The sequence below is a fragment of the Ruminococcus sp. MCC718 genome (genome assembly GCF_018783905.1).
Lineage (GTDB): Bacteria > Bacillota > Clostridia > Lachnospirales > Lachnospiraceae > Hominisplanchenecus > Hominisplanchenecus faecis.
In genome coordinates, this window is record NZ_WQNP01000009.1 from 1 (window position 1) to 25074 (window position 25074).

The 25074-nt window shown below is 45.6% G+C and carries 20 protein-coding genes and 2 pseudogenes; 4 read left to right on the top strand and 18 right to left on the bottom strand.

The genetic code is table 11. From position 1 onward, the window contains the following. Positions 1-72: 72 nt before the first annotated feature. Positions 73-738, top strand: a pseudogene (locus tag GPK60_RS01005) (ATP-binding protein); the annotation flags it as partial. A 327-nt stretch (positions 739-1065) separates the two neighbouring features. Here the strand turns inward: GPK60_RS01005 and GPK60_RS01010 are convergent. The 11 genes and pseudogenes from GPK60_RS01010 to pyrH all read right to left on the bottom strand — a co-directional run bounded on the left by GPK60_RS01010 (position 1066) and on the right by pyrH (position 9574). Next, positions 1066-1488 (bottom strand): hypothetical protein, encoded by a 423-nt coding sequence (locus tag GPK60_RS01010; protein WP_173887182.1) that lies wholly within the window; start codon positions 1486-1488, stop codon positions 1066-1068. Positions 1489-1507: 19 nt separating this feature from the next. Further along, positions 1508-1927: pseudogene (locus GPK60_RS01015) on the bottom strand (WYL domain-containing protein); the annotation flags it as partial. A 138-nt stretch (positions 1928-2065) separates the two neighbouring features. Next, positions 2066-2995, bottom strand: a complete 930-nt coding sequence (gene rhuM / locus GPK60_RS01020; protein ID WP_147631850.1) for a RhuM family protein — start codon at positions 2993-2995, stop codon at positions 2066-2068. Positions 2996-3425: 430 nt separating this feature from the next. Further along, positions 3426-3815 (bottom strand): 30S ribosomal protein S9, encoded by a 390-nt coding sequence (gene rpsI, locus GPK60_RS01025; protein ID WP_248835028.1) that lies wholly within the window; start codon positions 3813-3815, stop codon positions 3426-3428. 16 nt (positions 3816-3831) lie between these two features. Continuing rightward, a complete protein-coding gene (gene rplM / locus GPK60_RS01030) occupies positions 3832-4260 on the bottom strand; it encodes a 50S ribosomal protein L13 (RefSeq protein ID WP_022118729.1) in 429 nt (142 codons plus the stop codon). Between the two features lie 244 nt (positions 4261-4504). Further along, complete coding sequence (gene rseP / locus GPK60_RS01035; RefSeq protein ID WP_022118730.1) at positions 4505-5539, bottom strand: RIP metalloprotease RseP; 1035 nt, start codon at positions 5537-5539, stop codon at positions 4505-4507. 1 nt (position 5540) lies between these two features. Continuing rightward, the gene (gene dxr, locus GPK60_RS01040; RefSeq protein ID WP_173896210.1) at positions 5541-6686 is read right to left on the bottom strand and encodes a 1-deoxy-D-xylulose-5-phosphate reductoisomerase; all 1146 of its coding nucleotides are present in this window, start codon (positions 6684-6686) and stop codon (positions 5541-5543) included. A 10-nt stretch (positions 6687-6696) separates the two neighbouring features. Next, positions 6697-7506 (bottom strand): phosphatidate cytidylyltransferase, encoded by an 810-nt coding sequence (locus tag GPK60_RS01045; protein WP_022118732.1) that lies wholly within the window; start codon positions 7504-7506, stop codon positions 6697-6699. A gap of 3 nt (positions 7507-7509) precedes the next feature. After that, a complete protein-coding gene (locus tag GPK60_RS01050) occupies positions 7510-8217 on the bottom strand; it encodes an isoprenyl transferase (RefSeq protein WP_022118733.1) in 708 nt (235 codons plus the stop codon). Between the two features lie 81 nt (positions 8218-8298). Next, positions 8299-8853 (bottom strand): ribosome recycling factor, encoded by a 555-nt coding sequence (frr, locus tag GPK60_RS01055; RefSeq protein ID WP_147631844.1) that lies wholly within the window; start codon positions 8851-8853, stop codon positions 8299-8301. A 25-nt stretch (positions 8854-8878) separates the two neighbouring features. Further along, positions 8879-9574 carry a UMP kinase gene (gene pyrH / locus GPK60_RS01060; RefSeq protein ID WP_022118735.1) on the bottom strand — a complete coding sequence of 232 codons (696 nt, stop codon included), beginning with the start codon at positions 9572-9574 and terminating at the stop codon, positions 8879-8881. Positions 9575-9874: 300 nt separating this feature from the next. Between pyrH and GPK60_RS01065 the strand changes: the two genes are divergently transcribed. Further along, a complete protein-coding gene (locus tag GPK60_RS01065; protein ID WP_022118736.1) occupies positions 9875-10723 on the top strand; it encodes a putative manganese transporter in 849 nt (282 codons plus the stop codon). A gap of 33 nt (positions 10724-10756) precedes the next feature. Here the strand turns inward: GPK60_RS01065 and GPK60_RS01070 are convergent, their stop codons facing one another. Further along, positions 10757-12976, bottom strand: a complete 2220-nt coding sequence (locus tag GPK60_RS01070; RefSeq protein ID WP_215658693.1) for a DNA topoisomerase III — start codon at positions 12974-12976, stop codon at positions 10757-10759. A 400-nt stretch (positions 12977-13376) separates the two neighbouring features. Here GPK60_RS01070 and GPK60_RS01075 point away from each other — a divergent pair, with 400 nt between their 5' ends. After that, complete coding sequence (locus GPK60_RS01075; RefSeq protein WP_215658694.1) at positions 13377-14057, top strand: response regulator transcription factor; 681 nt, start codon at positions 13377-13379, stop codon at positions 14055-14057. Then, positions 14054-15364, top strand: coding sequence for a HAMP domain-containing sensor histidine kinase (locus GPK60_RS01080; RefSeq protein ID WP_173896214.1), 1311 nt, complete (start codon positions 14054-14056; stop codon positions 15362-15364). Before GPK60_RS01075 ends, GPK60_RS01080 begins: the two co-directional genes overlap by 4 nt. A 10-nt stretch (positions 15365-15374) precedes the next feature. Here GPK60_RS01080 and trpS read toward each other — a convergent pair whose 3' ends face one another. The 6 genes from trpS to thyA form a co-directional block, all read right to left on the bottom strand. Next, the gene (gene trpS / locus GPK60_RS01085) at positions 15375-16472 is read right to left on the bottom strand and encodes a tryptophan--tRNA ligase (RefSeq protein ID WP_147631840.1); all 1098 of its coding nucleotides are present in this window, start codon (positions 16470-16472) and stop codon (positions 15375-15377) included. 267 nt (positions 16473-16739) lie between these two features. Beyond that, entirely contained in the window at positions 16740-17942 is a 1203-nt protein-coding gene (locus GPK60_RS01090; RefSeq protein ID WP_215658695.1) for a class I SAM-dependent rRNA methyltransferase, read from the bottom strand. A 17-nt stretch (positions 17943-17959) separates the two neighbouring features. Further along, positions 17960-22501 (bottom strand): PolC-type DNA polymerase III, encoded by a 4542-nt coding sequence (locus GPK60_RS01095; RefSeq protein WP_215658696.1) that lies wholly within the window; start codon positions 22499-22501, stop codon positions 17960-17962. Next, positions 22494-23558 carry a flavodoxin-dependent (E)-4-hydroxy-3-methylbut-2-enyl-diphosphate synthase gene (gene ispG / locus GPK60_RS01100; RefSeq protein ID WP_022118743.1) on the bottom strand — a complete coding sequence of 355 codons (1065 nt, stop codon included), beginning with the start codon at positions 23556-23558 and terminating at the stop codon, positions 22494-22496. Before ispG ends, GPK60_RS01095 begins: the two co-directional genes overlap by 8 nt. 73 nt (positions 23559-23631) lie before the next feature. Beyond that, the gene (locus tag GPK60_RS01105; RefSeq protein WP_173897615.1) at positions 23632-24126 is read right to left on the bottom strand and encodes a dihydrofolate reductase; all 495 of its coding nucleotides are present in this window, start codon (positions 24124-24126) and stop codon (positions 23632-23634) included. A 71-nt stretch (positions 24127-24197) separates the two neighbouring features. After that, positions 24198-25049, bottom strand: a complete 852-nt coding sequence (gene thyA / locus GPK60_RS01110) for a thymidylate synthase (protein WP_022118745.1) — start codon at positions 25047-25049, stop codon at positions 24198-24200. Positions 25050-25074 lie beyond the last annotated feature (25 nt).

Sequence of the window (25074 nt, forward strand, 5' to 3'; positions counted from 1 at the left end):
AAACGAAAGGGCAGTTAATGAAAAGTCTCCATACTGCTTTTTCGTTTGCACCACCTTCGATTCTTTCCTTAACGATTTGTCAAAGAAGCACAATATCGGGTAGACAAGCCGGATTATGCCAAAAGAGCTGTGACAGAGGCTCTCGTCAATGCACTTATCCATCATGATTACATTGTGCTTGGCAGCGAAGTTCACATTGATATGTTTGATGATCGGGTGGAAATCACATCGCCTGGTGGTATGTTTGGCGGCGGCTCAATTCAGGAATACGATATTTACAGTATTCGTTCGATGCGACGAAACCCTGTGATCGCTTACCTGTTCCACCGCATGAAGTACATGGAACGCCGTGGAAGTGGCCTACGCAAAATCGTCAGTGAAACTGAAAAGCTGCCTGGATACACAGAGGCATATAAGCCCGAATTTTCCTCAACAGCGACAGATTTCAGAGTTATTTTGAAAAATGTAAACTACAACTTAGAGGGTGATACCCACCAAGTTACCCACCAAGTTACCCACCAAGATATTGAACTATCAACGATGTCCAAACAGATTTTGGCTTTTTGCACAACACCAAAATCCAAGAAAGAGCTTGCAGTATTTTGCGGCTTCAAAGATTTAAGAAACTTCACTTTGAAGCATATCAATCCGCTTTTAGAATCCGGGCAATTAGAAATGACTATTCCCGATAAACCTAAAAGTCGCAATCAAAAATATATTACAGTTCGTTCCGAATAAACAGAGAAGCAGGGCATTGGGTCTCATCTCCCATTGTCCTGCTTCTTTTCATTCCAAATTATATTCACATCATTTACCCATACATCCAATCCTGGATCGCAAATTTCAAACTCTGCACCTTGGTGCTAGAATATAAATAGTACAAGCCAAAATGAGAAATTCCAAATACACATAAGCATGATACAATAGAGGCATGCTGAAGGAGGATCTCATATGGCAAAGCAACATGACAAACAATTTAAACTTGATGCAGTCCAGTACTATCAGGATCACAAAGATCTCGGAGTACGTGGATGTGCAGAAAATCTTGGAATCGGATACAGCACATTAACAAAATCTATTGCTTTCCGTATATGGATAGTTCATTTGAAGAATTTCATCTGCGGATATATTCTTTTTACCTATCCCTTTTGTAAAGAAATCCTTCAATACATATTGATATCTTGCGGATATAAGCTGCACACTTTGATTATCCCCCAGATAATCCAACACCTGCATATAAACACCTACAAACTTTGTTGCCAACTGCATATCTAATGCTAAAAAGTTCATGTAATTCTGTATCTGTTTTGTATTTCTAAAAAACGAACGTATAGTGAGTTTTGCAAGATGATCTGCAGATGTTTTTAAATCTGTATACACTGCATTTGTTGCAGTTGTAAGCTGATCAAAGGCTTTCTGTAAAAGTAACTTTTGTTCTTCTAAATCCGTTTTGTTTTGTGCCTGGAATATAAAATCTCTTGCATTCAAAAATGGAGTCACCATATCATAATCTCTTTCGAACTGTAGATTCAGCAAACATTCTCAGCTCAGAAAAGCGTGAGAGCCTTTCGTCAATTTGGTCTGTAATCTCACTAAATGACATTTCAATGGAAGGATCAAATAGAATATCAAACAAAATAAAATGTAATGTAATATCTCCATCTGTAAAACTCTTTGTCTTCCATGCTTTATACAGCGGATTATGATTAGACAACCGGCTATCGATGGAAATGAAAACATTCTTTCCCTCAGGAGTCTGACGGAACTGCATATAATCTCCAAGTCAGCTTTCCAGACGACGCTCATCATCATAGGATCGTGCACTCTTTTTGCTAAACTCGTCACGACTTTTGAATCCATATACATAAAATTCTCTCATATAGTCACGGATGCGATTGAAATTCTTTACTAACTCGCTATATGCCATGTTTTTTTACCACCTCTCATCTATTTATTTTAATAGTATACAAGATGGGATAGTGACTGTGCCAACTTCGTGCACATTGGGCACAAGGTTGCTTCATCTCATCATATACTGTTGTAATATAAAAGCGATGCAATGCCACTATAATTTCAACAGATTCATTACCAGTTTTACCATCACATCTTTTTCTTCTGGTTTTGATTCTGCAATCATCAATGTAATTGCTACTAACGTTCCATCACTGAGTCTCTTCTCTCCATCCAAGAACAACGCATTGTTCTTGTCTAAAAATTCCAGGAACAGTGATGCGGCAATTCTTTTACAACCATCTGCATATGGATGATCTTTTATCATAAAATACAATAGATTCGCCGCTTTCTCTTCCAAGGATGGATACGCATCCTGTCCAAATACACTCTGGTAAACTGCGGCAATAATTCCTTGTACCTTGCCATCCTCTTTTTCTACACCAAATACATCTGTTTCAAAAGAATCTTTCATCTGACCAACCATCTGAACACACTCTTCATAAGTAATGCGGTATACTGGAGTACTTCCCTCTGGCTTACTTAATGACTGGTGGTCATATTGATCCAGAAGAATCAATGCATCTGTGTATTCATTCACAGCTCTGAGCACATCTTTCTCCTCTATATCAAGTGCATCTGCAAGCATCCTTGACTGAATATCAACTGTTTTCTTAAGTGCCTGAAGACGCTTTTCATTGATTGCATAGCCTTTCAAAATAAACTGTTTAAGAACATTATTTGCCCATTTTCTGAAAGCTATACCTCTTTTAGAATTAACTCGATATCCGACAGACAAAATCATATCCAAATTATAAATTTTGGGTTTTCGTCCTCCTGTACTTCTGTCGGAAAAACCGACAGAAGTCTCATCCAGTTCTCCTGAAGCAAGAATATTTGAAATATGTTCGCTTACTGTAGCGTGCTTAACATCAAACAACACTTCCATTTGTTTTTGCGTCAGCCAAACTGTCTCCTGCTCAGGATTGATTTGAACTTCTATATTGACATCACCATCTGTAAATAATACGATTTCATTCTTCATCTTTTAGTTCCCCTCCACGAATATTTCTCGATAACATTTCTAATGTAGATTTTACTGTATTTTTCAGATTCAGTCCATCTTTTAGTCCCAACCGGTAGAAAAACATTTCTGCACATACACCCATGTAGCTATACCACTGGCCTCAGAGATGATTCCTGTTATGATTTTACGCATGATATCCTCAAATTCTGCTATTTCCTCTTTGGAAACGGTGTCATAGACATCAGGGTATAGTGGTTATCGGAAGCTGGTGCTCAGGATACAACCATCAAGAAAATTGTGGGACACTCCGGCACTATGACTTTGACCAAAAAAGTTTCACCACATATCTAGACATTTCACCAAGAGTTAAGAGGAAAGAAAAACCCCAGAAACACGCGGTTTCTGAGGTTTGATATACTTTTTCGTATTCTCTTTTTGATAATCGAGATTAACGTTTTGAGAACTGTGGTGCACGTCTAGCTGCTTTGAGACCGTATTTCTTACGTTCTTTCATTCTCGGGTCACGTGTCAGGAATCCTGCTTTTTTCAGGACTGGTCTGAACTCGCCATCTACATGAAGCAGTGCTCTTGAAAGACCATGTCTGATAGCACCGGCCTGACCTGTTGTACCACCACCGCGTACATTTACCAGTACGTCGTATTTATCAGCTGTCTCTGTTGCTACTAACGGCTGACGAACGATTACTTTCAGTGTTTCCAGACCAAAGTACTCGTCGATATCTCTTTTATTGATTGTGATCTTACCTGTACCAGGTACTACATATACTCTTGCGATAGATTTTTTTCTTCTTCCTGTACCGTAGAATTTGTTAGCCACTGTCATTTACCTCCTGTTAAAATGTTAATACTTCTGGCTTCTGAGCTGCATGTTTGTGATCCGGACCAGCATATACAAAAAGTTTTTTGTACATTTCTCTTCCCAGAGGTCCTTTTGGAAGCATACCTTTAACTGCCAGTTCGATAACTCTTTCCGGTTTCTTGTTTAACATTTCTTTCAGAGTTGTCTCTTTCATTCCTCCAACGTAGTCGGAATGTCTGTAGTAAACTTTCTGTTCCAGTTTTTTACCTGTTACTTTGATTTTGTCTGCGTTTGTGATGATTACATAATCACCTGTATCGATAAACGGAGTAAAGATCGGTTTGTTTTTACCTCTTAAGATCTTTGCTACTTCTGATGCTAATCTACCTAATGTATATCCTGTTGCGTCCACTACATACCATTTTCTTTCGATTGTTGCTGGACTAGCCATATAACTTTTCATGGGGTAACCTCCTGATTGATATTCCATTATGAGTTTCTATAGTAAAATGTCGTTACCGGGGCTTGGATCAGACATTTACATACTTCGTCACATTGCTTAATTATATTATACAGACCCGTGTGTGTCAACCTTTTTTTACATTTTTTACGATTCTTATGAACCTTTTTTACGATTGTGAGTCTGCAAAGCACGGAATGATCCACCGGTATCGCAGTTTTAATTTTTAACCTCAACATCTTAACACTTAAAAGAAGATTTTCCGCACATCATTGAACATCACCATTACCATCAAAAGCATCAGAAGCATCAGTCCGACAAAATGCACCATTCCTTCTTTCTCGGGATCGATCCGTTTCCCACGGATCAGCTCAATAATCAGAAAGACCAGTCTGCCGCCGTCCAGTGCCGGGATTGGCAGAAGGTTCATGACACCCAGGTTTGCTGTCAGAAAGATCGATATGTTCAGCATATTCAGCCATACATAGAAACCTCCGGAGGACTGTGACTCCTGATACGTCTCTCCGATGTAACTCACAACACCGACCGGACCGGACATATCATTGATGCTCGCCTGACCGGTAAAGAGCATTTTAATACTCTCGATTGTCAGCTGAATCCAATATTTTACTTCATAGGCACTGTATTTCAGGGTGCCGAGGATACCGCATTTTTCGCGGTAATTGGAACTGCAGCTGATACCGAAAATGTAGCGACCGCTCTCATTTGCAACCGGATCCATCTGAACGGTGATATCTTTGCCGTCGCGTTCTACCGTCATCGTCACGGACTGTTTCTGATGAAAAGTCACATAGTTGGTTACTTCTCTTGCCACATGGATATTGCTGTGATTGATCTTTTTAACAATATCGCCTTCTTTCAGGCCTGCTTCTGCTGCCGGGTATCCGTCACTCACCTGCAGGATTACCGGTTTATCGTACCCGATACTTCCTATAATAAACATAGACAGTACAAATGCCAGGATAAAGTTAAATACCGGACCTGCTGCAATAACTGAAATCCTTGCCCATACGGATGCCGCTGCAAATGCTCCCGGTTCCATCGTTCCTTCATCTTCTCCAAGCATCATGCAGGAACCGCCAAACGGCAGAAGTTTCCAGGAATATTTTGTTCCTCCTTTGTCAAAGCTTAACAGTCTCGGTCCCATTCCCAGAGAAAATTCCACAACCGTAATGCCATTTTTCTTCGCCAGCAGAAAATGTCCGAATTCGTGAAAAAGAACAATCAGGCTGAAGATCAACAATGCTATAATTATGCTCAATTTACCACCTGCTTTCAATCATTTCATAAGTTTCCTGTTCACACTGCAGGATCTGTTCCACCGTTGGAGCTTCAATCACTTTGTGTGCATCCATACAGGTTTTGATGATCTCGTAAATATCCAGAAAACCGATCTTGCGGTTCAAAAATTTGCTGACTGCACGCTCGTTTGCCGCATTAAATACAGTCGGCATGGAGCCGCCTGCTTTTGCCGCTGCAAAGGCCAGCGGAAGTCCTTCGAAATTCTCCATATCCGGTTTTTCGAAGGTGATCTGTGACAGGCTCCAGAAATCCAGACGTTCTCCGGCCAGATATTCCCGATCTGGATAGAACAGTGCATACTGGATCGGAAGCTTCATATCCGGGGTTCCAAGCTGGGCGATCACCGCACCGTCTTTGTACTGCACCATGGAATGGATGATGCTCTGCGGCTGGATCACAACCTGGATCTGATCCAGTTCCACATCAAACAGCCATTTTGCCTCCATCACTTCCAGTCCTTTGTTTACCATACTCGCAGAATCGATCGTGATCTTATGTCCCATCGACCAGTTTGGATGTTTCAGTGCATCCTCAAGCTGCACATGTTTCAGAAATGCTTTATCTTTTCCGCGGAACGGACCGCCGGATGCTGTCAGCAGGATTTTGTCGATCTGTGTTTTCTTTTCTCCGTTTAAGGACTGGAAAATCGCACTGTGCTCGCTGTCCACCGGAAGGATCTTTACGTTGTATTCTTTTGCCAGAGGCATAATGATATGACCGGCAGTTACAAGTGTCTCTTTGTTTGCAAGTGCAATGTCCTTTCCTGCTTTTATTGCTGCAATGGTCGGGCGTATCCCAATCATGCCAACGATCGCTGTCACCAGCACTTCTGCTTCTTCCATTTGTGCGATCTCAAGAAGTCCCTCCATGCCGGAAACGATCTTCACCGGAAGGTCTGCGGTACAGATCCGCAGCTCCTTTGCTTTTTCTTCGTCCCAGACAGCTGCAATCTGCGGATGAAACTCGCGGATCTGGCTCTCCAGCTGTGTAATATTATGACCTGCTGCCAGTGCTTTTACGCAGAGCCTTTCCGGATTGGCACGCACCACATCCAGCGTCTGCGTTCCGATCGATCCGGTTGAACCCAAAACTGCTATATTTTTCATTTGTTCCTCCTTATCTCATCATAAACATGGAAAGATAATAAATAACCGGTGCAGTAAAGATCACACTGTCAAAACGATCCATGATCCCGCCATGTCCCGGTATCAGTGTACCGTAGTCTTTGATGTTGTGATTACGCTTGATCGCTGATGCTGCCAGATCTCCGACCATGGAGATCAGTGCTCCGACTGCACAGATGATCGCATAGGTGATCACCGGATTTTCTGCCTCCAGATGACTGCCTACGACTGCCGCATAGATGGCTCCCAGAAGTGCCGCACCGACAACACCGCCGACGGCTCCTTCCACGGATTTCTTCGGGCTTAAAACCGGAGACATTTTGTGTTTCCCGATCAGCATGCCGACACAGTAAGCACAGGTATCACATCCCCAGGAACACAGAAAGATCAGCCATACAAGAAATGCTCCGTCGCGGATCATCCTGGTCTGATAAATGTAGGACAGCATGACACCCACATAGACCACACCGAAAAAGGCTGCCATCACCTGTTCTGCATGATATTTCGGATAAGAAAACACATAGACAAACATCATGGCGATCAGCACAATGATCAGGTTCATCATCGCATACTCCGAATATCCGAGACTCAGCAGAATATAATGTAAGATCACGCCCAGATATCCTACCACTGCCAGCAGGTTTTCACCCTGTTTCTGTACCTTCACTGCACGGTACAGTTCAAACATACCGATCAGCGATACGATGGTCAGTGTTCCGTACAAAATCCAGCCTCCGCTGCAGATTGTCAGAAGTGCCACTGCCACCAGAACGATACCGCTGATAAGTCTTGTCACAAACATATCTTATTCTCCTTTCACACCGCCATATCTGCGTTCTCTTCCATTATATTTCTCAATGGCCTTTAACAGTTCTTCTTTATTGAATGCCGGCCACGGAACTTCCGTGAAATAGAACTCCGAATAAGCCAGCTGCCACAGCAGATAGTTGGACAGACGCAGCTCACCGCTGGTGCGAATCAGAAGATCCGGATCCGGTATCTCTCTCGTATCCAGATATGCAGAGAAGAGATCTTCTGTGATGTCTTCCGGTTTTACTGCCCCGTCTACGCAGTCCTGGCTGAGCTGACGGATCGCACGCACGATCTCATCACGGCTTCCATAGTTGATCGCAAGGTTGAAATTCAGCCCGGTATTGTTTTTGGAAGACTCAACCAGTTCTTTTAAGCTCTCCTGCAGATCATCTGCAAGTGCCGTCGGATCTCCGAGAACACGGACTTTCATATTATTTTCCCTTGCTGTCTTGATACAGGTCTTTGTATAGCTTCGGAAAAGCTTCATCAGCCCGTCAACTTCTTCTCTGGAACGTTTCCAGTTCTCAGTCGAAAACAGATAGACCGTCAGATATTTGATACCGATATCATAAGCGTCACGGCAGATTTTTTCCAGATTCTTGGCACCGCGTGCATGCCCGTAATTACGCGGCATCCCTTTGCTCTTTGCCCAGCGTCCGTTGCCGTCCAAAATGATTGCTACATGTTGTGGAATATTCATACACAAAACCTCCTGTGTGCAAAAAAGCAGGGATGCCACACTGCAACATCCCTGTATTTACCCAATATTTACCTTCTAAGACTACACGGTCATGATCTCTTTTGATTTCTCCTCGATAGCCTTGTCGATATCCTTGATATACTTGTCTGTCAGCTTCTGGACATTTTCTTCCAGCTCTTTGACTTCGTCTTCGGATACCTCTTTTCCCTTTCCAAGTTTCTTGAATGCATCGTTTGCGTCACGTCTGATATTGCGGACAGCAACTTTTGCACCCTCGCCTTTTTTCTTCACTTCTTTTACCAGATCTTTTCTTCGTTCCTCTGTCAGTTCCGGGAATACCAGACGGATCACTTTTCCGTCGGTATTCGGATTGATGCCAAGGTCGGATGTCTGGATCGCTTTGCAGATCTCTTTGATCAGAGATGCATCCCACGGCTGAATCTGGATCATACGCGGCTCCGGAACGGTAACGTTTCCTACCTGCTGAAGTGGCGTCGGTGTTCCGTAGTACTCTACGGTGATACGATCCAGTACGTGCGGATTGGCACGACCTGCACGAATCGCTCCGAACTCTTCGAGCAGATTGTTATATGATTTTGTCATTTTGACATCGTATGCTTTGATTCTTTCATCCATTTCTGATTCCTCCTGTATTCTGGTATTATACGGTAACTTTTGTTCCGTTGAATTTGCCGTTTACGGTATTGACTATGCTGTTCTCTTCGTTCAGCCCGAAAACAAGCATCGGCATCTTGTTTTCCATGCAGAGAATGGACGCTGCCATATCTACTACGCCCAGTTTGCGGTCGATGACTTCCTGAATAGAGATTTCATCGTATTTTTTTGCATCTGGGTTGGTCTTCGGATCACTGTCATATACACCATCAATGGATTTTGCGAGCAGGATCACATCTGCCTCAATCTCAATGGCACGAAGCACGGTTGCTGTATCGGTGGAAAAATACGGATGTCCGGTACCTCCTGCAAAGAAAGATACAATCCCTTTTTCAAAATATTTATTGACACGGTCTTTTGAGAAAAGTTTTGTAAACGCTCCGCATGCAAACGGTGTCAGGATCTGTGTTTTCATTCCGACAGAACGGAAGATCTCCGATACATAAATGCAGTTCATGACCGTTGCCAGCATTCCGATCTGATCCGCTTTTGTGCGGTCGATATTCTCACTGGAGCGGCCTCTCCAGAAGTTACCGCCGCCGATCACGATGCTGACTTCCAGACCTGCATCGACAATCTCTTTTACCTGTTTTGCTACTTTTGTAACGGTCGGCTCATCAAAGCCCATATGTTTATCACCTGCAAGTGCTTCGCCGCTTAATTTCAATAATACTCTTTTCATTCTGCACCTCAATCTGTTTTTTTGTTTCGAGACAGTTTATGTGTCTGTTTACCTGAAACTTTCTGCTGAGAGTATATCATATTTCCTTTGAAACTACAACTAAGAATTCTCCGAGTACTTCCACGGATTTTTCCTTCGGTCGGCATATTTTTTTGCACCGGAAGAGAACCTCCGCAAATTTTGCTATACTTTTTCCCGCGTTTTTGTTATAATCACGCTTGGTATCCGCACAGCATACGATCTGTTGCCCGTCGGATACCCGGTAACTCAGAAACATAACCTGAATATGGGAGATATCATATGAATGCAACTTTATTTCTGGATGCTGCACTGGACGCACTGCTTGACAGTCTTCGCATGCTTCCCTTTTTATTTGTAGCTTTTCTGATCCTGGAAGCCCTCGAACACTATTCCAGTAACCGGCTGACGCATTTCTTTCAGCACAAAAAAGGCGGACCGGCCATCGCATCCCTGCTTGGCTGCATCCCTCAGTGTGGATTTTCCACTCTGATCTCAAGCCTTTACTGCGGAGGCATTGTCACAGTCGGAACCTTGATCGCTGTATACTTATCCACTTCGGATGAAGCGATCCTGATCCTTCTTGCACATCCGGATCAGGCCGGTGTGGTCGGAAAGCTTCTGCTCGCCAAACTGATCATCGCCATTCCTGCCGGATATCTGGTTGATTTTATCTGGAACAGATGGAGACATCCTCAGAAACACGTCGAGGATCTCTGTGACCACTGCGGATGTCACGATCATCACGGTATTATAAGGCCGGCACTGAATCACACGTTAAAGCTTTTTGCTTTTATCCTTGTGTTCAATGCCGTTCTGAATCTTCTGCTCGAAGGGATCGGGCTGGAATCACTCTCGAAAGCCCTGCTTGGCGGGACTGTCTTCCAGCCGTTTCTGACTGCACTGCTTGGACTGATTCCGAACTGTGCAGCTTCTATCCTGATCACGCAGCTCTTCCTGGAAGGTGCGATCAGTTTTGGTTCTGCCGTTGCCGGTCTGTGCACCGGTGCCGGGATTGGACTTGTAGTCTTGTTTAAGACCAGTCGGAATAAAAAAGAATGTTTTGCCATTACCGGTATTCTCTATCTGATCGCTGTGATCGCCGGAATGATCCTGCAGCTGATCGGATAAAACATCCGCATCCGCTTACAGGCACTCTGGCTTCTATTTGATGTCCAGTTTGGCAAAAGCCGCCGCAAACGCGTTATTTAACGGTTCGGCGGCTTCTTTTTGCTGTTTTTTCAGATAACTCTGCACATCCCGTTTGCTGACACCTGCTCCTTCCTTTTCTCTTCGGTTTTTAAATGCTGAAAGTTTCTCTTTGTATCCGCATTTGCAGATAAATGTCTGATCTTCTCCTTTTCCGTACAGCTCCATCTTTTTATGGCATTTCGGGCATCTCGCATTGGATGTTCTGGAAAGAGTTTCCCGATAGCCGCATTCCCTGTCCTGACATACCAGCATTTTGCTGTTCTTTCCATTGACCGCAAGCAGTCTTTTGCCGCACTGCGGGCATTTCTTGTTGGTCAGGTTATCGTGGCGGAAGGTCTGTGTGCCTGCCTTGATCTCACGGATCAGTTCTTCGGTATAATCGCTGATTTCTTCAATAAATGCTTTTTCCTGTAAGTTTCCTTTTGCAATGCCGGAAAGTTTCATTTCCCAGGCTGCCGTCAGCTCCGGTTTCTTCAGTTCGGACGGAACCAGCTCCAGCAGCTGTTTCCCTTTTCCGGTCACATGGATCTCATTTCCCTTTTTCTCCATCAGGAAAGAGTTAAACAATTTATCAATGATATCGGCTCTTGTCGCTACCGTACCAAGTCCGCCCGTCTCGCCCAGTGTTTTTGCCGCTTTTGCATCTTTGCTTTCCATGTAACGGACCGGATTTTCCATGGCGGAGAGCAACGTTGCCTCCGTAAAATAAGCCGGCGGCGTTGTCTTTCCGGTTGTAACTGTCACTTTTGCGACCGGCATACTATCTCCCTTTTTCACGGACGGCAGCGTCTGTTCTTTCGGTGCCGCTGCCAAATCGTCCGCTTCTTCCCATTCTTCATCCGTTTCAAGATTTTCATAGGCTTCTTTCCAGCCCTGGCTCTTCACAATCTTACCTTTTGCCGTAAAACTCTCTCCTGCCAGCCCGCCGGTAAATACGGTCTGATCATACTCAAATGCCGGAAGCAGTACTGCCAGGAATCTACGTACTACCAGATCATAGACCTTACGCTCTTCGTTCGTCATCGTCTGCAGATCCACAAACTGCTCGGTCGGAATGATCGCATGGTGATCCGTCACTTTTTTATTGTCCACAAAAGAAGCATTTTTGCGGATCGGACGCATGGAAAGGCTTCCTGCCAGTTTACGGTAAGGTCCGACGCTGCATGCCTTTAAACGTTCTTTTAAGGTATCTGCCACATCGGTTGTGATATATCTGGAATCGGTTCGCGGATAGGTCAGCACTTTATGACTTTCATAGAGACGCTGCATGATATTTAAGGTCTCTTTTGCCGAATATCCAAAACGTTTGTTGGCATCTCTTTGCAGCTCCGTCAGATCATAAAGCCCCGGTGCAAATGTTTTCTTTGCTGTTGTTTTCACCTCTTTGATGATCATTTTTTTGCCGCTTTTGATCTCTGCTTTTACTTTTTTCTCAATTTCATCCATTCTCTGTTTCTGAAATGTGCAGTAACCGGAGCTTTTTGCATCTTTCCAGTTGAAACGCACTCCGCCGGATAAAATCTGCATGCCATAATATTCCTTCGGTACAAAACTGCGGATCTCTTTCTCGCGGTGTGCCACCATCGCAAGCGTCGGTGTCTGGACACGGCCGCAGGACAACTGTGCATTGTATTTGCAGGTCATCGCTCTGGTAGCGTTGATGCCGACCAGCCAGTCCGCTTCTGCCCTGGCTTTTGCCGCATGGTAAAGATTGTTGTACGCTCTGCCGTCACGCAGGTTTGCAAATCCTTCGCGGATGGCTTTGTCTGTGACTGAGGAGATCCACAGACGTTTTATCGGCTTTTTGCATTCTGATTTTTCCAGGATCCAGCGTGCTACCAACTCTCCTTCTCTTCCGGCATCGGTCGCAATGATAATCTGATTTACATCCTTGCGGAACAGCTGCTTTTTCACCAGCCCATATTGCTTTGCCGTCTGTCTGATAACAACAAGCTGCATTTTTTCCGGCATCATCGGCAGTGTTTCCATGTCCCATTTGCTGTATTTTTTATCGTATTCTTCCGGATCTGCAAGCGTCACCAGATGTCCCAGTGCCCAGGTTACAATGTACTTGTCCCCCTCGAGTGCTCCCGAAATGTTTTTGCTGCAATGTAAAACTCTTGCAATATCTCTTCCCACAGAAGGTTTTTCTGCGATCACTAATGATTTCATATGCTTCTTCCTCTTTTCTTCTATTTTGTTTTGGGTTTTATCTGATGATCAGTCGCTATGTATGATATCTGAACTTGTTTGCTTTGTTCCTTGTGCGAACCTGAAATCTATTGTAAACGAAATTTTCGTTCATGTCACGAAGTTTAAGTCGAACATATTTTAGTCGGAGAGTCAAGCGGATACTCTCAATGAAAGCAGGGAACTTGCCTGATTTGATCAAATATCTGACTGTGATATATTTCAGCCTGTTTTCAGCTTTTTATGCTATACTGATGATGCCAGGGTTACAGAATTTCGCAAGTACGCAGTACAGAGCAATTCGTATGGCATCATCAATTATAATATTCATTCGCAGGCACTGTCTGCAATGTCTGATCTTATATACACAGGAGGCGATTTTATGCAGATTTTAATTATAGAGGATGAAAAGCGACTGGCGGATGCACTGGGGCAGATTATGCAGGAAGCCAGATATCAGGCAGATATTGTTTACGATGGCCGAGACGGGCTTGCCTATGCTTCTTCCGGCGATTACGATGTGATCGTGCTGGATGTGATGCTGCCCGGCATGGATGGTTTTGAGGTCGTACATCATCTGCGGGAGTCCAAAATTTCCACACCGGTCATCATGCTGACGGCTCTTGACGATGTAAAAAACAAGATCACAGGCCTCGACAGCGGTGCGGATGACTATATGACAAAACCATTTGTCCCGGAAGAACTTCTTGCAAGGATCCGTGCCCTCTCAAGACGTCTGGGTGAGGTGATTCTGGAAGAACTGACGTTTGATGATCTGACGCTCAATCTCTCCAGCAACGACCTTTCCTGCAAAAATAAATCCATTCATCTTGGATATAAGGAATTTGAAATCCTCAAAATCCTGATGTCTAATCCGAAGATCCTGATTTCAAAAGAAACGCTGATCGTCAAAGTCTGGGGTGCAGAGTCTGCTGCCGAAAGCAACAATGTGGAGGCTTATATTTCGTTCTTACGCAAGAAATTCCACTATCTGGATTCGAAAGTCACGATCGGAACCGTCCGCAAAGTCGGCTACCGGCTGGAAAGTGAGGAAACATCATGATCAAAAAACTGCGTCGCAAATTTGTGATCATCAACATGTCCCTGGTTGCCGTGATCCTCTATGTGGTGCTTGGCATGTTCTGTTTCACCCGTATACATGCTTTTCGTGCAGAAAGTGAAATAGCAATGCGGCAGATGCTGGACAGCTCACGCTCAAAGGAGCCGCCGAAAAATGACACGAAACCTCAGTCTCCAAGTCTTGATTTCGGTCCAGGCGGACGCAATCCGGCATTTAACTCGACCCCGGTTTTTCTGGTCACTCTTGATGAAAACAACGAGATCACGGACACCAACTCCAGCGGCTCCTATACCGTAACGGATACGCTTTCCGAAGCTGCCGTAAGTGCCGCATTTGCTGTTTCCGAAGATCAGGGATATCTTTCAGATCTGAAGCTGCGTTTTATCAAGCAGAATACACCGGAAGGCACAAAAATCGCCTTTGCCGATACGGTCCAGGAAACACGTGCTCTTGGCGAGCTTGTCATTCAGTGCGTCATGATGCTTCTGCTTTTTCTGCTCTGTTTTCTTCTGGTCAGCATTTTTCTGGCACGCTGGGCATTAAAACCGGTCGAAAAGGCCTGGGAACAGCAGAATCAGTTTATCGCTGATGCTTCCCATGAGCTGAAAACACCGCTGACTGTAATTCTCGCCAACCTTCGGATTCTGCTCTCACACAAAGATGCCACGATCCGCGATGAACTCCAGTGGGTGGAAAGCACGCAGGAAGAAGCCGGCCGTATGAAAAAGCTTGTAGAAAATCTGCTCTTTCTGGCCCGTTCCGATGCGAAATCCACGCCAATGCTCTACAGCACGTTTTCGTTCAGTGACCTGATCCTTGGCTGTCTTTTAACTTTTGAGCCGGTTGCCTTTGAGCAGGGTGTCATGATAGAAGATGAAATTTCTGATGATATTTTCATATCCGGTGATGCTCCACAGATTCGACAGCTGGTTGCCATTTTGCTGGATAATGCCTGCAAATATGCCGGCATTGCAGATGTTCTTGAAAAATCGGGCAGTTCAGATAAAAAAGTTACCGTCACCCTGACATCTGAAAACGAAAAAATAAAGCTGACTGTCCACAATACCGGAAAGGCCATCCCGGAAGAAGACCTGCCACATCTGTTTGAACGCTTTTACCGCACCGACAAATCGCGAGCCCGCACGGACGGCGGTTATGGACTTGGTCTTGCCATCGCTCAGACCATAGCAAAAAACCACCATGGTAAGATCACGGTGGTCAGTGCCAAAAATCTCGGTACTTCTTTTACGGTCACATTTCCTGTGTCAAAAGAAAAAGAATCTGCCTGATTTCTGATATTTATTTCTCATGTTTAGCTGCAAAACGCTCTGACTGTTCCTGGATCAGTGCTGCATCTTCAAAATAATTGATACGCATCGCACGCTTCACTTCAGCCATCGTTTCTGCTGCTGCTTTTCTTGCTTCTTCGCTTCCTTTTTTCAGGATCTCATAGATCTCCGGAATGTGCTGTTCCAGCTCTTTTCTTTTTGCACGGATCGGTCCCAGCTCTTCCTGCATCACAGCATTGAGGAAACGTTTTACTTTTACATCTCCAAGTCCGCCCCTCTGATAATGTGCTTTCAGCTCATCCAGATTTTTATAGTCCGGCAGGTAACGCTCAAAATGTTCCGGTCTGCTGAATGCATCCAGATAAGTAAAGACTGCGTTTCCTTCTACGCTACCCGGATCAGACACTTTGATATGGTTCGGATCGGTGTACATACTCATGATCTTCTGGCGAACTTCTTCTTCTGTATCGGACAGATAGATGCAGTTGCCAAGAGACTTGCTCATCTTCGCCTTACCGTCCGTACCCGGCAGGCGGCAGCATACTTCATTCTCCGGGATCAGTGCGGTCGGCTCTACCAGTGTCTCGCCGTATACGCTGTTGAATTTGCGGACGATCTCTCTTGCCTGCTCGATCATCGGCAGCTGGTCTTCTCCTACCGGAACAGTCGTTGCCTTGAAAGCTGTGATATCGGATGCCTGGCTGATCGGGTAGGTGAAAAATCCTACCGGGATGCTTGTCTCAAAATTACGCATCTGAATCTCAGTCTTAACGGTTGGGTTTCTCTGCAGTCTGGAAACAGTAACCAGATTCATATAGAAAAAGGAGAGCTCTGCCAGCTCCGGAACCTGTGACTGAATAAAAATCGTACATTTTTCCGGATCCAGTCCGCAGGAAAGATAATCCAGTGCTACCTCAATAATATTCTGACGGATCTTCTCCGGATTGTCTGCATTGTCCGTCAGTGCCTGTGCATCTGCAATCATGATAAAAATCTTGTCGTACTCTCCGGAATTCTGCAGCTCAACTCTGCGTTTCAGAGATCCAACATAATGTCCTACGTGAAGTCTGCCGGTCGGTCTGTCGCCGGTCAAAATGATCTTTTCCATCTTTATTCCTCCTGAAATGCAGCCTGAAAACCGCATTTAATCATCTGATTTCTCTGTCCTCTAGTATAGAACAGACGAGGCTGCAACGTCAATCCTTTTTTCCACTCTGCCAAAAAACAGACTCCTGTATTCTTTCTTGATACAGGAGTCTGTTTTCATTACTTTAATTTGAGAATATCCGTCTTCGGCGGATTTCACTTAACATGCTGCCAGAATTTTCCCATTTGGATTGTTTTCGAATCATTATGGCGTGACTATTTTACAAAATCACTTCTCATCCACCACCTGGAACACGTAAAACTTCAGATAATAGGACTCTTCTGCCGCCCACAAAATCGGGTGATCCGGTGCCTGGGTGCGGTACTCGACCTGACGCAGGCGTTTGTGGACATTTCTTGCCGCCTGATGGATGGTCTGTGTGAACAGTTCATAGGTCATAAAGTGTGAGCAGGAACACGTTGCCAGGAAACCTCCGTCACGCACCAGTTTCATCGCACGCAGGTTGATCTCACGGTAGCCTTTCACGGCATTTTTCACGGAATTTCTGGACTTAGTGAAAGCCGGCGGATCGAGGATGACCACATCGAATTTCTCCCCTTTTTCTTCCAGTTCCGGGAGAAGCTCAAAGACATCTCGGCAGATAAATTTCACGCGGTCCTCCATGCCGTTTAACTTGGAGTTCAGTATTGCCTGCTCTACGGCAAGTTCAGAAGCATCAACTCCTGTCACTTCTTTTGCCCCGCCATATCCGGCATTTAAGGCAAAGGATCCGGTGTGTGTAAAGCAGTCGAGCACTTTTGCATCTTTGCAGAGATGCTGGATCGCTTTTCGGTTGTATTTCTGATCGAGGAAGAATCCTGTTTTCTGTCCGTCTTTGACATCGACCATGTAGCGGACACCGTTTTCTTCGATCTCCACGTTGGTATCAAACGGTTCTCCGATAAATCCCTTGTACAGCTCCATGCCTTCCTGACGGCGTACTTTTGCATCGCTTCGCTCATAGACACCGCGGATCTTGATGCCGTCTGCTGCCAGGACTTCTTTTAGCAGCTCCACGATCTGATTTTTCAGGCGGTCAATGCCAAGTGCCAGGGACTGTACGACCAGCACATCGGAAAATTTATCTATCACCAGTCCCGGCAGAAAGTCTGCCTCGCCGAAGATCACACGGCAGCTTCCGGTATCGCTGACTTTTTTGCGGTAATCCCATGCCTCCTGCACACGCATCTTCAGAAATGCCTCATCAATCTCCTGATGACGGTTTCTTGTCATCATCCGCACACGGATTTTGGAATTGCGGTTGATAAAGCCTTTGCCAAGTCCGTAGCCGTCAAAATCATGTACTGCCACGATATCTCCGTCCTCAAAGCTTCCGAGGATACTTGCGATCTCATTGTCAAAGATCCACAGTCCGCCTGATTTCAACATTCTTCCTTCGCCCTTTTTCAGGGTAACAATTGCTTCGCTCATTCTTTTTTTCTCCTTATCTATCCTACCAGGTCAAACAGCGACAGCTGGTTGCTCTCTGGCAGATCGCCCAGAATTCCCAGATCATCCATCAGGTCGATGACTGTCTTGCTGACTTTTGTCCGGTCTCTGAAATCATCTTTTGATAAAAATTTTCCTTCTTTTGCCGCATCCATAACGGCATCCGCAGCCTTCTCTCCAAGACCCTCGATCGTACTTAACGCCGGCATCAACTTGCCGTCGATGATCTTAAAACGTCTCGCATCTGCCTGATAGAGATCGAGTGGCAGAAAATCATAACCTCTGGCATACATTTCCTGCACGATCTTCATGTCTTTCATGGAATCCTGCTCTTTTTTGGAGAGTGCATCGCCTTTTTTGCGATATTCGTCCATGTAGTGAAGCAGTTTTTCCTGTCCCTGACACATCAGCTCATAGCTGAATGCAGAAGCTCGTATACTGAAGTATGCCGCATAATATGCCAGCGGATAAAAAATCTTGTACCAGGCAATGCGGAATGCCATCATAACATAAGCTGCCGCATGTGCTTTCGGGAACATGTATTTGATCTTTTTGCACGACCAGATATACCAGTCCGGCACATCGTGTGCCAGCATCTCCTCTTCCCACTCCGGTTTCAGTCCTTTCCCCTTTCGCACGCTCTCCATGATCGTGAAGGACTGCTCGCTGTCCAGCCCTTTTCCGATCAGATAAGTCATGATGTCATCTCGTGTACAGATTGCCGTGGAAATGGTTGCCTTGCCTTCTTCGATCAGGGTCTGTGCATTTCCAAGCCATACGTCTGTTCCATGGGACAGACCGGAAATGCGGACCAGATCTGAAAAGCTCTGCGGTTTGGTATCCACAAGCATCTGGATAACGAAATCGGTTCCAAACTCCGGAATACCAAGCGAACCGAGCGGACATCCTCCAAGCTGCTCCGGTGTAACGCCAAGTGCCTCCGTGCTGACAAAAAGCGACATGACTTCTTTATTGTCCAGCGGAATGTCCTGTGCATTGATGTCTGTTAAATCCTCCAGCATACGGATCATCGTCGGATCATCGTGTCCGAGAATATCGAGCTTCAAGAGGTTGTGGTCGATGGAATGGTAGTCAAAATGCGTCGTTATAATATCCGTTGTCATATCGTTTGCCGGGTGCTGCACCGGTGTGAACGAATCAATCTCCTCGCCAAGAGGCAGAACGATAATACCGCCCGGATGCTGCCCCGTTGTCCTTCGCACGCCGGTACATCCTTTTACGATACGGTTGATCTCACAGGTACGCTTCCGCTCGCCGCGTTCTTCGTAATAATTTTTCACGTAACCAAATGCCGTCTTCTCGGCAAGCGTACCGATTGTTCCGGCACGGTAAGTCTGGCCTTTTCCGAAAATAACCTCGGTATAGCGGTGAGCATTTCCCTGATAATCACCGGAGAAATTCAGGTCGATATCCGGCTCTTTGTTTCCCTTAAATCCAAGGAATGTTTCAAATGGAATATCAAATCCTTCTTTTCGAAGCTTCGCTCCGCAGACCGGGCAGGTCTTATCCGGCATGTCACATCCGGCTCTTCCTGCATAGGCTTTCACATCCTCGGAATCAAAATCGCTGTAGTGGCATTTCTCACAATAATAATGCGGACGCAGCGGATTTACCTCGGTGATCCCCGCCATCGTCGCTACGAACGAAGATCCGACCGAACCTCGTGATCCTACCAGATAGCCGTCCTCGTTCGACTTCCACACCAGTTTCTGTGCGATGATGTACATAACGGCAAACCCATTGGAAATGATGGAGTTCAACTCTCTCTCCAGTCGCTCGACAACGACTTCCGGAAGATCCTCACCATAAATCTCATGGGCACGGTTGTAGCAGATCTCACGCAGACTTTTGTCCGAATCCGGGATGACCGGCGGACATTTATCCGGTCTTACCGGCGATATTTTTTCGCACATATCGGCGATCTTGTTCGGGTTTGTGATCACGACCTCTTCTGCTTTTTCACTGCCAAGATATTCAAACTCTTTGAGCATCTCTTCTGTGGTACGCAGGTAAAGCGGTGCCTGTTCGTCGGCATCGGTAAATCCTTTGCCCGCCATAATAATGCGGCGGTAAACTTCATCCTCTGGATTTAAGAAATGCACATCGCAGGTCGCCACGACCATTTTGTTGAACTGTTCTCCGAGTTTTACGATCTTGCGGTTGATCTCCTGAAGATCTTCGATCGTCTCCACATCGGTCTTGTCGCTTCGAAGCATAAAAGCATTGTTGCCGATCGGCTGGATCTCCAGATAATCATAGAAATTGACCAGCCTTGCGATCTCCTGATCCGAGCGATGGTTTAACACAGCCTGATACAGTTCGCCCGCTTCACAGGCAGAACCAAGCAACAGTCCCTCTCTGTGACGCACAAATTCGCTCTTCGGGATCAGCGGTCTTCGGTTATAATATTTCAAATGTGAACAGGAAACCAGGCGGTAGAGATTGATACGTCCAAGATCGTTTGTCGCCAGCAAAATTGCATGGTGCGACGGACTCTTGCGGATCTTATCCACGGAAGTACGACCCAGCTCATTGACTCCATCCAGCGTTGTAATATCTCTCTGCTGAAGCATTTCAATAAATTTCACAAAAATCTCTGCCGTACATCCGGCATCATCAACGGCTCGATGATGGTTCTCCAGTGATACTTTCAGTGCCTTTGCAACCGTATCCAGCTTAAAACGGTTCAGTTGCGGCATCAACACCCTTGCAAGTGCTACGGTATCGACAACCGTAAATTCTTTTTCAATGCCCTGCCGTTTGCAGTTTGCTTCGATAAATCCCATGTCAAACGATGCATTGTGTGCGACCATCACGCATCCTTCCGAAAATTCCAGGAACTTCGGCAGGATTTCTTCGATTGTCGGAGCGTCGAGCACCATGTTGTCGTTGATGCTGGTCAGCTCCTCGATCCGATACGGGATCGGCACTTCCGGGTTGACAAAGGTGCTGAATTTATCCGTAATCTTACCATTTACCACTTTGACGGCACCGATCTCGATGATCTTGTTTGCCACCGTACTGAAACCGGTTGTCTCCAGGTCGAAGACTACATAGGAATCCTCCAGGCTTTGATTTCTGGAATTGACAACGAGGTCCTGCAGGTCATCCACCAGATAAGCCTCACATCCGTAAATGATCTTAAAGTCCTCATCCGGCGAAACCGCGTGGTTCGCATCCGGGAAAGCCTGCACAACACCGTGATCTGTGATGGCGATCGCCTTATGTCCCCAGGATTTTGCCCGGTTTATGATGTCTTTTACATCGGAAACGCCATCCATATCACTCATTTTTGTGTGACAGTGCAGTTCCACACGTTTCTCCGGCCAGGTGTCCACCCTCTGTTTGCGGAAATCCTGGATTTTTTTGATACCAAACACCGAACCGATACTGAGCTGTCCGTCAAACCGGTCGATTGTCGTCACGCCGCGGATTTTCAGAAACGCACCGGTTTTGATATCTTTTAAAATCTCCGGCACCTGCTCTGTCTGTGCAAAAATCTTGATCACAATGGTATCTGTAAAGTCGGTCACTTCCATCATAATAATTGTTTTATTATTACGGATGTCACGCGTCTCCAGCGTCTGTACCTGTCCGCGGATCGTCACTTCACCCATCTCTCCCTGGATCTGCTCGATCGCCAGAGATTCACTTTCAAAGTCACGTCCGTAAAGCACATCCGGATTGTCCGAGCGACGCACGCTGCGAGATCCGTCTCCTCTGGAAAATCCAGAACGGAATCCTCCTTTTCCCTGGAAATTTCCTCTGCTTTTTGGCATATCTGCTGCTTGTTTCTCGACTTTTTTCTCGCTCTTTCCGTCATTTTTCTTTTCCGGTTTTGCTTTCTCTTTTTTCGCCGTTTCTGTCTTTCCTTCCGCTTTTGCAGCCTCCACCTGTCCGTTTTCTTCCGGCAGATTCTGAGGCTCTTCCGGATTACCAAGCACGGCATTTTGCAGGATCGCATCGACTTCCTGCTGAATACGCAGCTCGCTGTTTTTATGCGACTTGCTCTCCACCGGCTCTTTGAAAACAGTCTGCACCTTAAAATGCATGCCGCAGCGTTCGCAGAAAATTTTCTCCAGGATCTGCAAAAGCTCCTCAAGACGCTCTTCCGCTATCACATTCTTTTCAATGGTCAGCGTCATCTCATCGTCCGCTGTGAAAGTACATTCTGCCTGACGCAGGATGCTGTAAAGGAAGATATTATAATCTCTGATTTCAGATAGAATACTGCTTTCATACTCCTGCATCAGCGTTCTTGGCGTATATTGTCTGGATAACTGAAATTTGACAATGATCTTTACGTCCATCGATGCATTGCCAAAAATCTGTCTTCGTATCTCATGCTCCGTATCCTGCACGGACTGCCAGTACAAAAGCCTTGGGCTTTCCAGATATACCCTCATTCTGTCTCTTGCAGAAGTGACGGTTACTCTCGTAACCGTCGCCTGAGAAAGTAATCCTCTTAAGTTGTCATTTACCTTTAAAGTCGGAAATACATCAAAAAACTCTTTAGGCATGAATCTCATTCCAGTGAAGAAGCTCTTCTCTGAGAGCATCCAGAAGTTCACTCTCAGGCACTTTCTTCACCACTTCCCCCTTCCTGATCAAAAGACCTTCGCCTTTTCCGCCGGCGATCCCGATATCCGCTTCTTTCGCTTCGCCAGGTCCGTTTACCACGCAGCCCATGACCGCAACTTTGATATCCAGTGGAATATCTTCTACCATATTTTCAACTTTGTTTGCCAGACCGATCAGATCGATCTGTGTACGTCCGCAGGTCGGACAGGACACAACCTCAATGCCTCCTTTTCGCAGCCCCAGCGTACGCAGGATCAGCTTGGCAGATTTGATCTCTTCTTTCGGGTCTCCGGTCAGAGATACACGGATCGTATCACCGATGCCCTGCGAAAGAATGATACCAAGTCCGACAGCGGATTTGATGTTTCCGGATAAAACTGTTCCGGACTCTGTGATACCGACATGGAGCGGATGACCGGTCTTTGGTGCGATCAGCTCATGTGCTTTTGCACACATCAGTACATCGGAAGATTTGATGCTGATGACCAGATTGTCATAGCCCATATCTTCGATCATATGCACTTTATCCAGGGCACTCTCCACGATCCCTTCTGCCGTCACGCCGCCGTATTTTTTCACCAGGTCTTTTTCCAGAGAACCACTGTTTACACCGACACGAATCGGAATGTTTCGCTCTTTGGCCGCATCAACTACAGCCTGCACACGCTCCCTGCTGCCGATATTTCCCGGATTGATGCGGATCTTGTCGGCACCGTTTTCGATCGCCGCGATCGCCAGTTTATAATCAAAATGAATATCCGCTACCAGTGGGATCGTAATCTGCTTTTTGATCTCTTTCAATGCACTCGCAGCTTCCTGTGTCGGAACTGCACATCTTATAATATCGCATCCTGCTGCAGTCAAAGCCTGGATCTGTGCCACAGTTGCCCGCACATCTTCTGTTTTTGTATTTGTCATGGACTGGATCAGGATCGGATTTCCGCCTCCGATCACCCGGTTGCCGATCTTTACCACTTTTGTATGTTCTCTGTACATAAATCAGACCTCCCTAATGTCAGCAAAGCTGACCAAAATCGCATACCAAGTCTCACGTATGTTCGACTTGACTTCACTGTACCTGTTTTTCATATTTCACAAAATAATATTCCAGATCAAAATACGTCTGCTCATCGCTTATCGCCGTGATTTTCCATTCTTCCTTCTCATCCAGATTTGGAAAATAAGCATCAGCCTCATATGCATGGTCAATCTTTGTCATATGAGCCGTATCGCAGTATGGAAGCATCTGACGGTAGATCTGCTCTCCGCCGATCACATAGACATCCTCACTGTCATATTTTTTCAGCTCTTCCAGCACTTCCTCGACACTGTGCACGATGATGGCACCTTTGACCTGATAATTCTGATTTTTTGTCAGGACAATGTTGACTCTGTTTTTGAGCGGCAGTCCGTTCGGAAAACTCTCCAGTGTCTTTCTGCCCATCACAACTACTTTTCCGGTTGTCATCTGACGGAACATCTTCATATCGTTCGGAATACTGACCAGCAGTTCATTGTTCTTGCCGATCGCCCAGTTCTTATCCACAGCAGCAATCAAATTCATCTTACTTATCCTCCTCTTTTCTCATTCTTTACACTTTTTTATCCGGTAAATGTATTCTGTCATGCCAGCTTTTACACTGCAACCGGTATATGTTTGATCTGCGGTCCGGTTACGTAATCTTCTACATGCAGATCATCCACGGTAAATTCATAGAAATCTTTTTTCTCCGGGTTCAGCCATACTTTCGGAGCCGGATGCTCTTCTCTTGTGATCAGTTCCTCGATCAGCGGAATATGTCGGTCATAAATATGGGCATCTGCGATCACATGCACCAGCTCGCCGACGTACATATCACACACCTGTGCCAGCATATGCACAAGCAGGGCATACTGTGCCACATTCCAGTTGTTTGCCGTCAGCACATCGTTCGATCTCTGGTTTAAAATGGCATTGAGCGTCAGCTTATCCTCGCCCTTTTTCTGTGTCACATTGAACGTCATGCTGTAGGCACAAGGATAAAGATTCATCTCATGCAGATCCTGATGCACGTAAATATTGGTCATGATCCGGCGGCTGTACGGATTATTCTTCAGATCGTAGATTACACGGTCCACCTGATCCATCTCGCCTTCTTTGTACTGATGCTTCACGCCGAGCTGATAGCCGTAAGCCTTTCCGATCGAGCCGTCCTCATCTGCCCATGCGTCCCAGATGTGAGAATTCAGGTCATGCACATTGTTGGACTTTTTCTGCCAGATCCACAGAAGTTCATCAAACGCACTTTTCAATGCCGTTCTTCGAAGCGTCAGTGCCGGAAATTCTTTTCGCAGATCGTAACGGTTGACCACGCCGAATTTCTTGATCGTGTACGCCGACTCATTCGTGTCCTCCCAGACCGGACGCACCTTTTCTCCTTCTGTGCTCACTCCGTTATCCAGAATATCTCTGCACATTCCCTTAAATACTTTATCTGCATAGCTCATGCCATTTCCTCCTGTCTTTTTTACC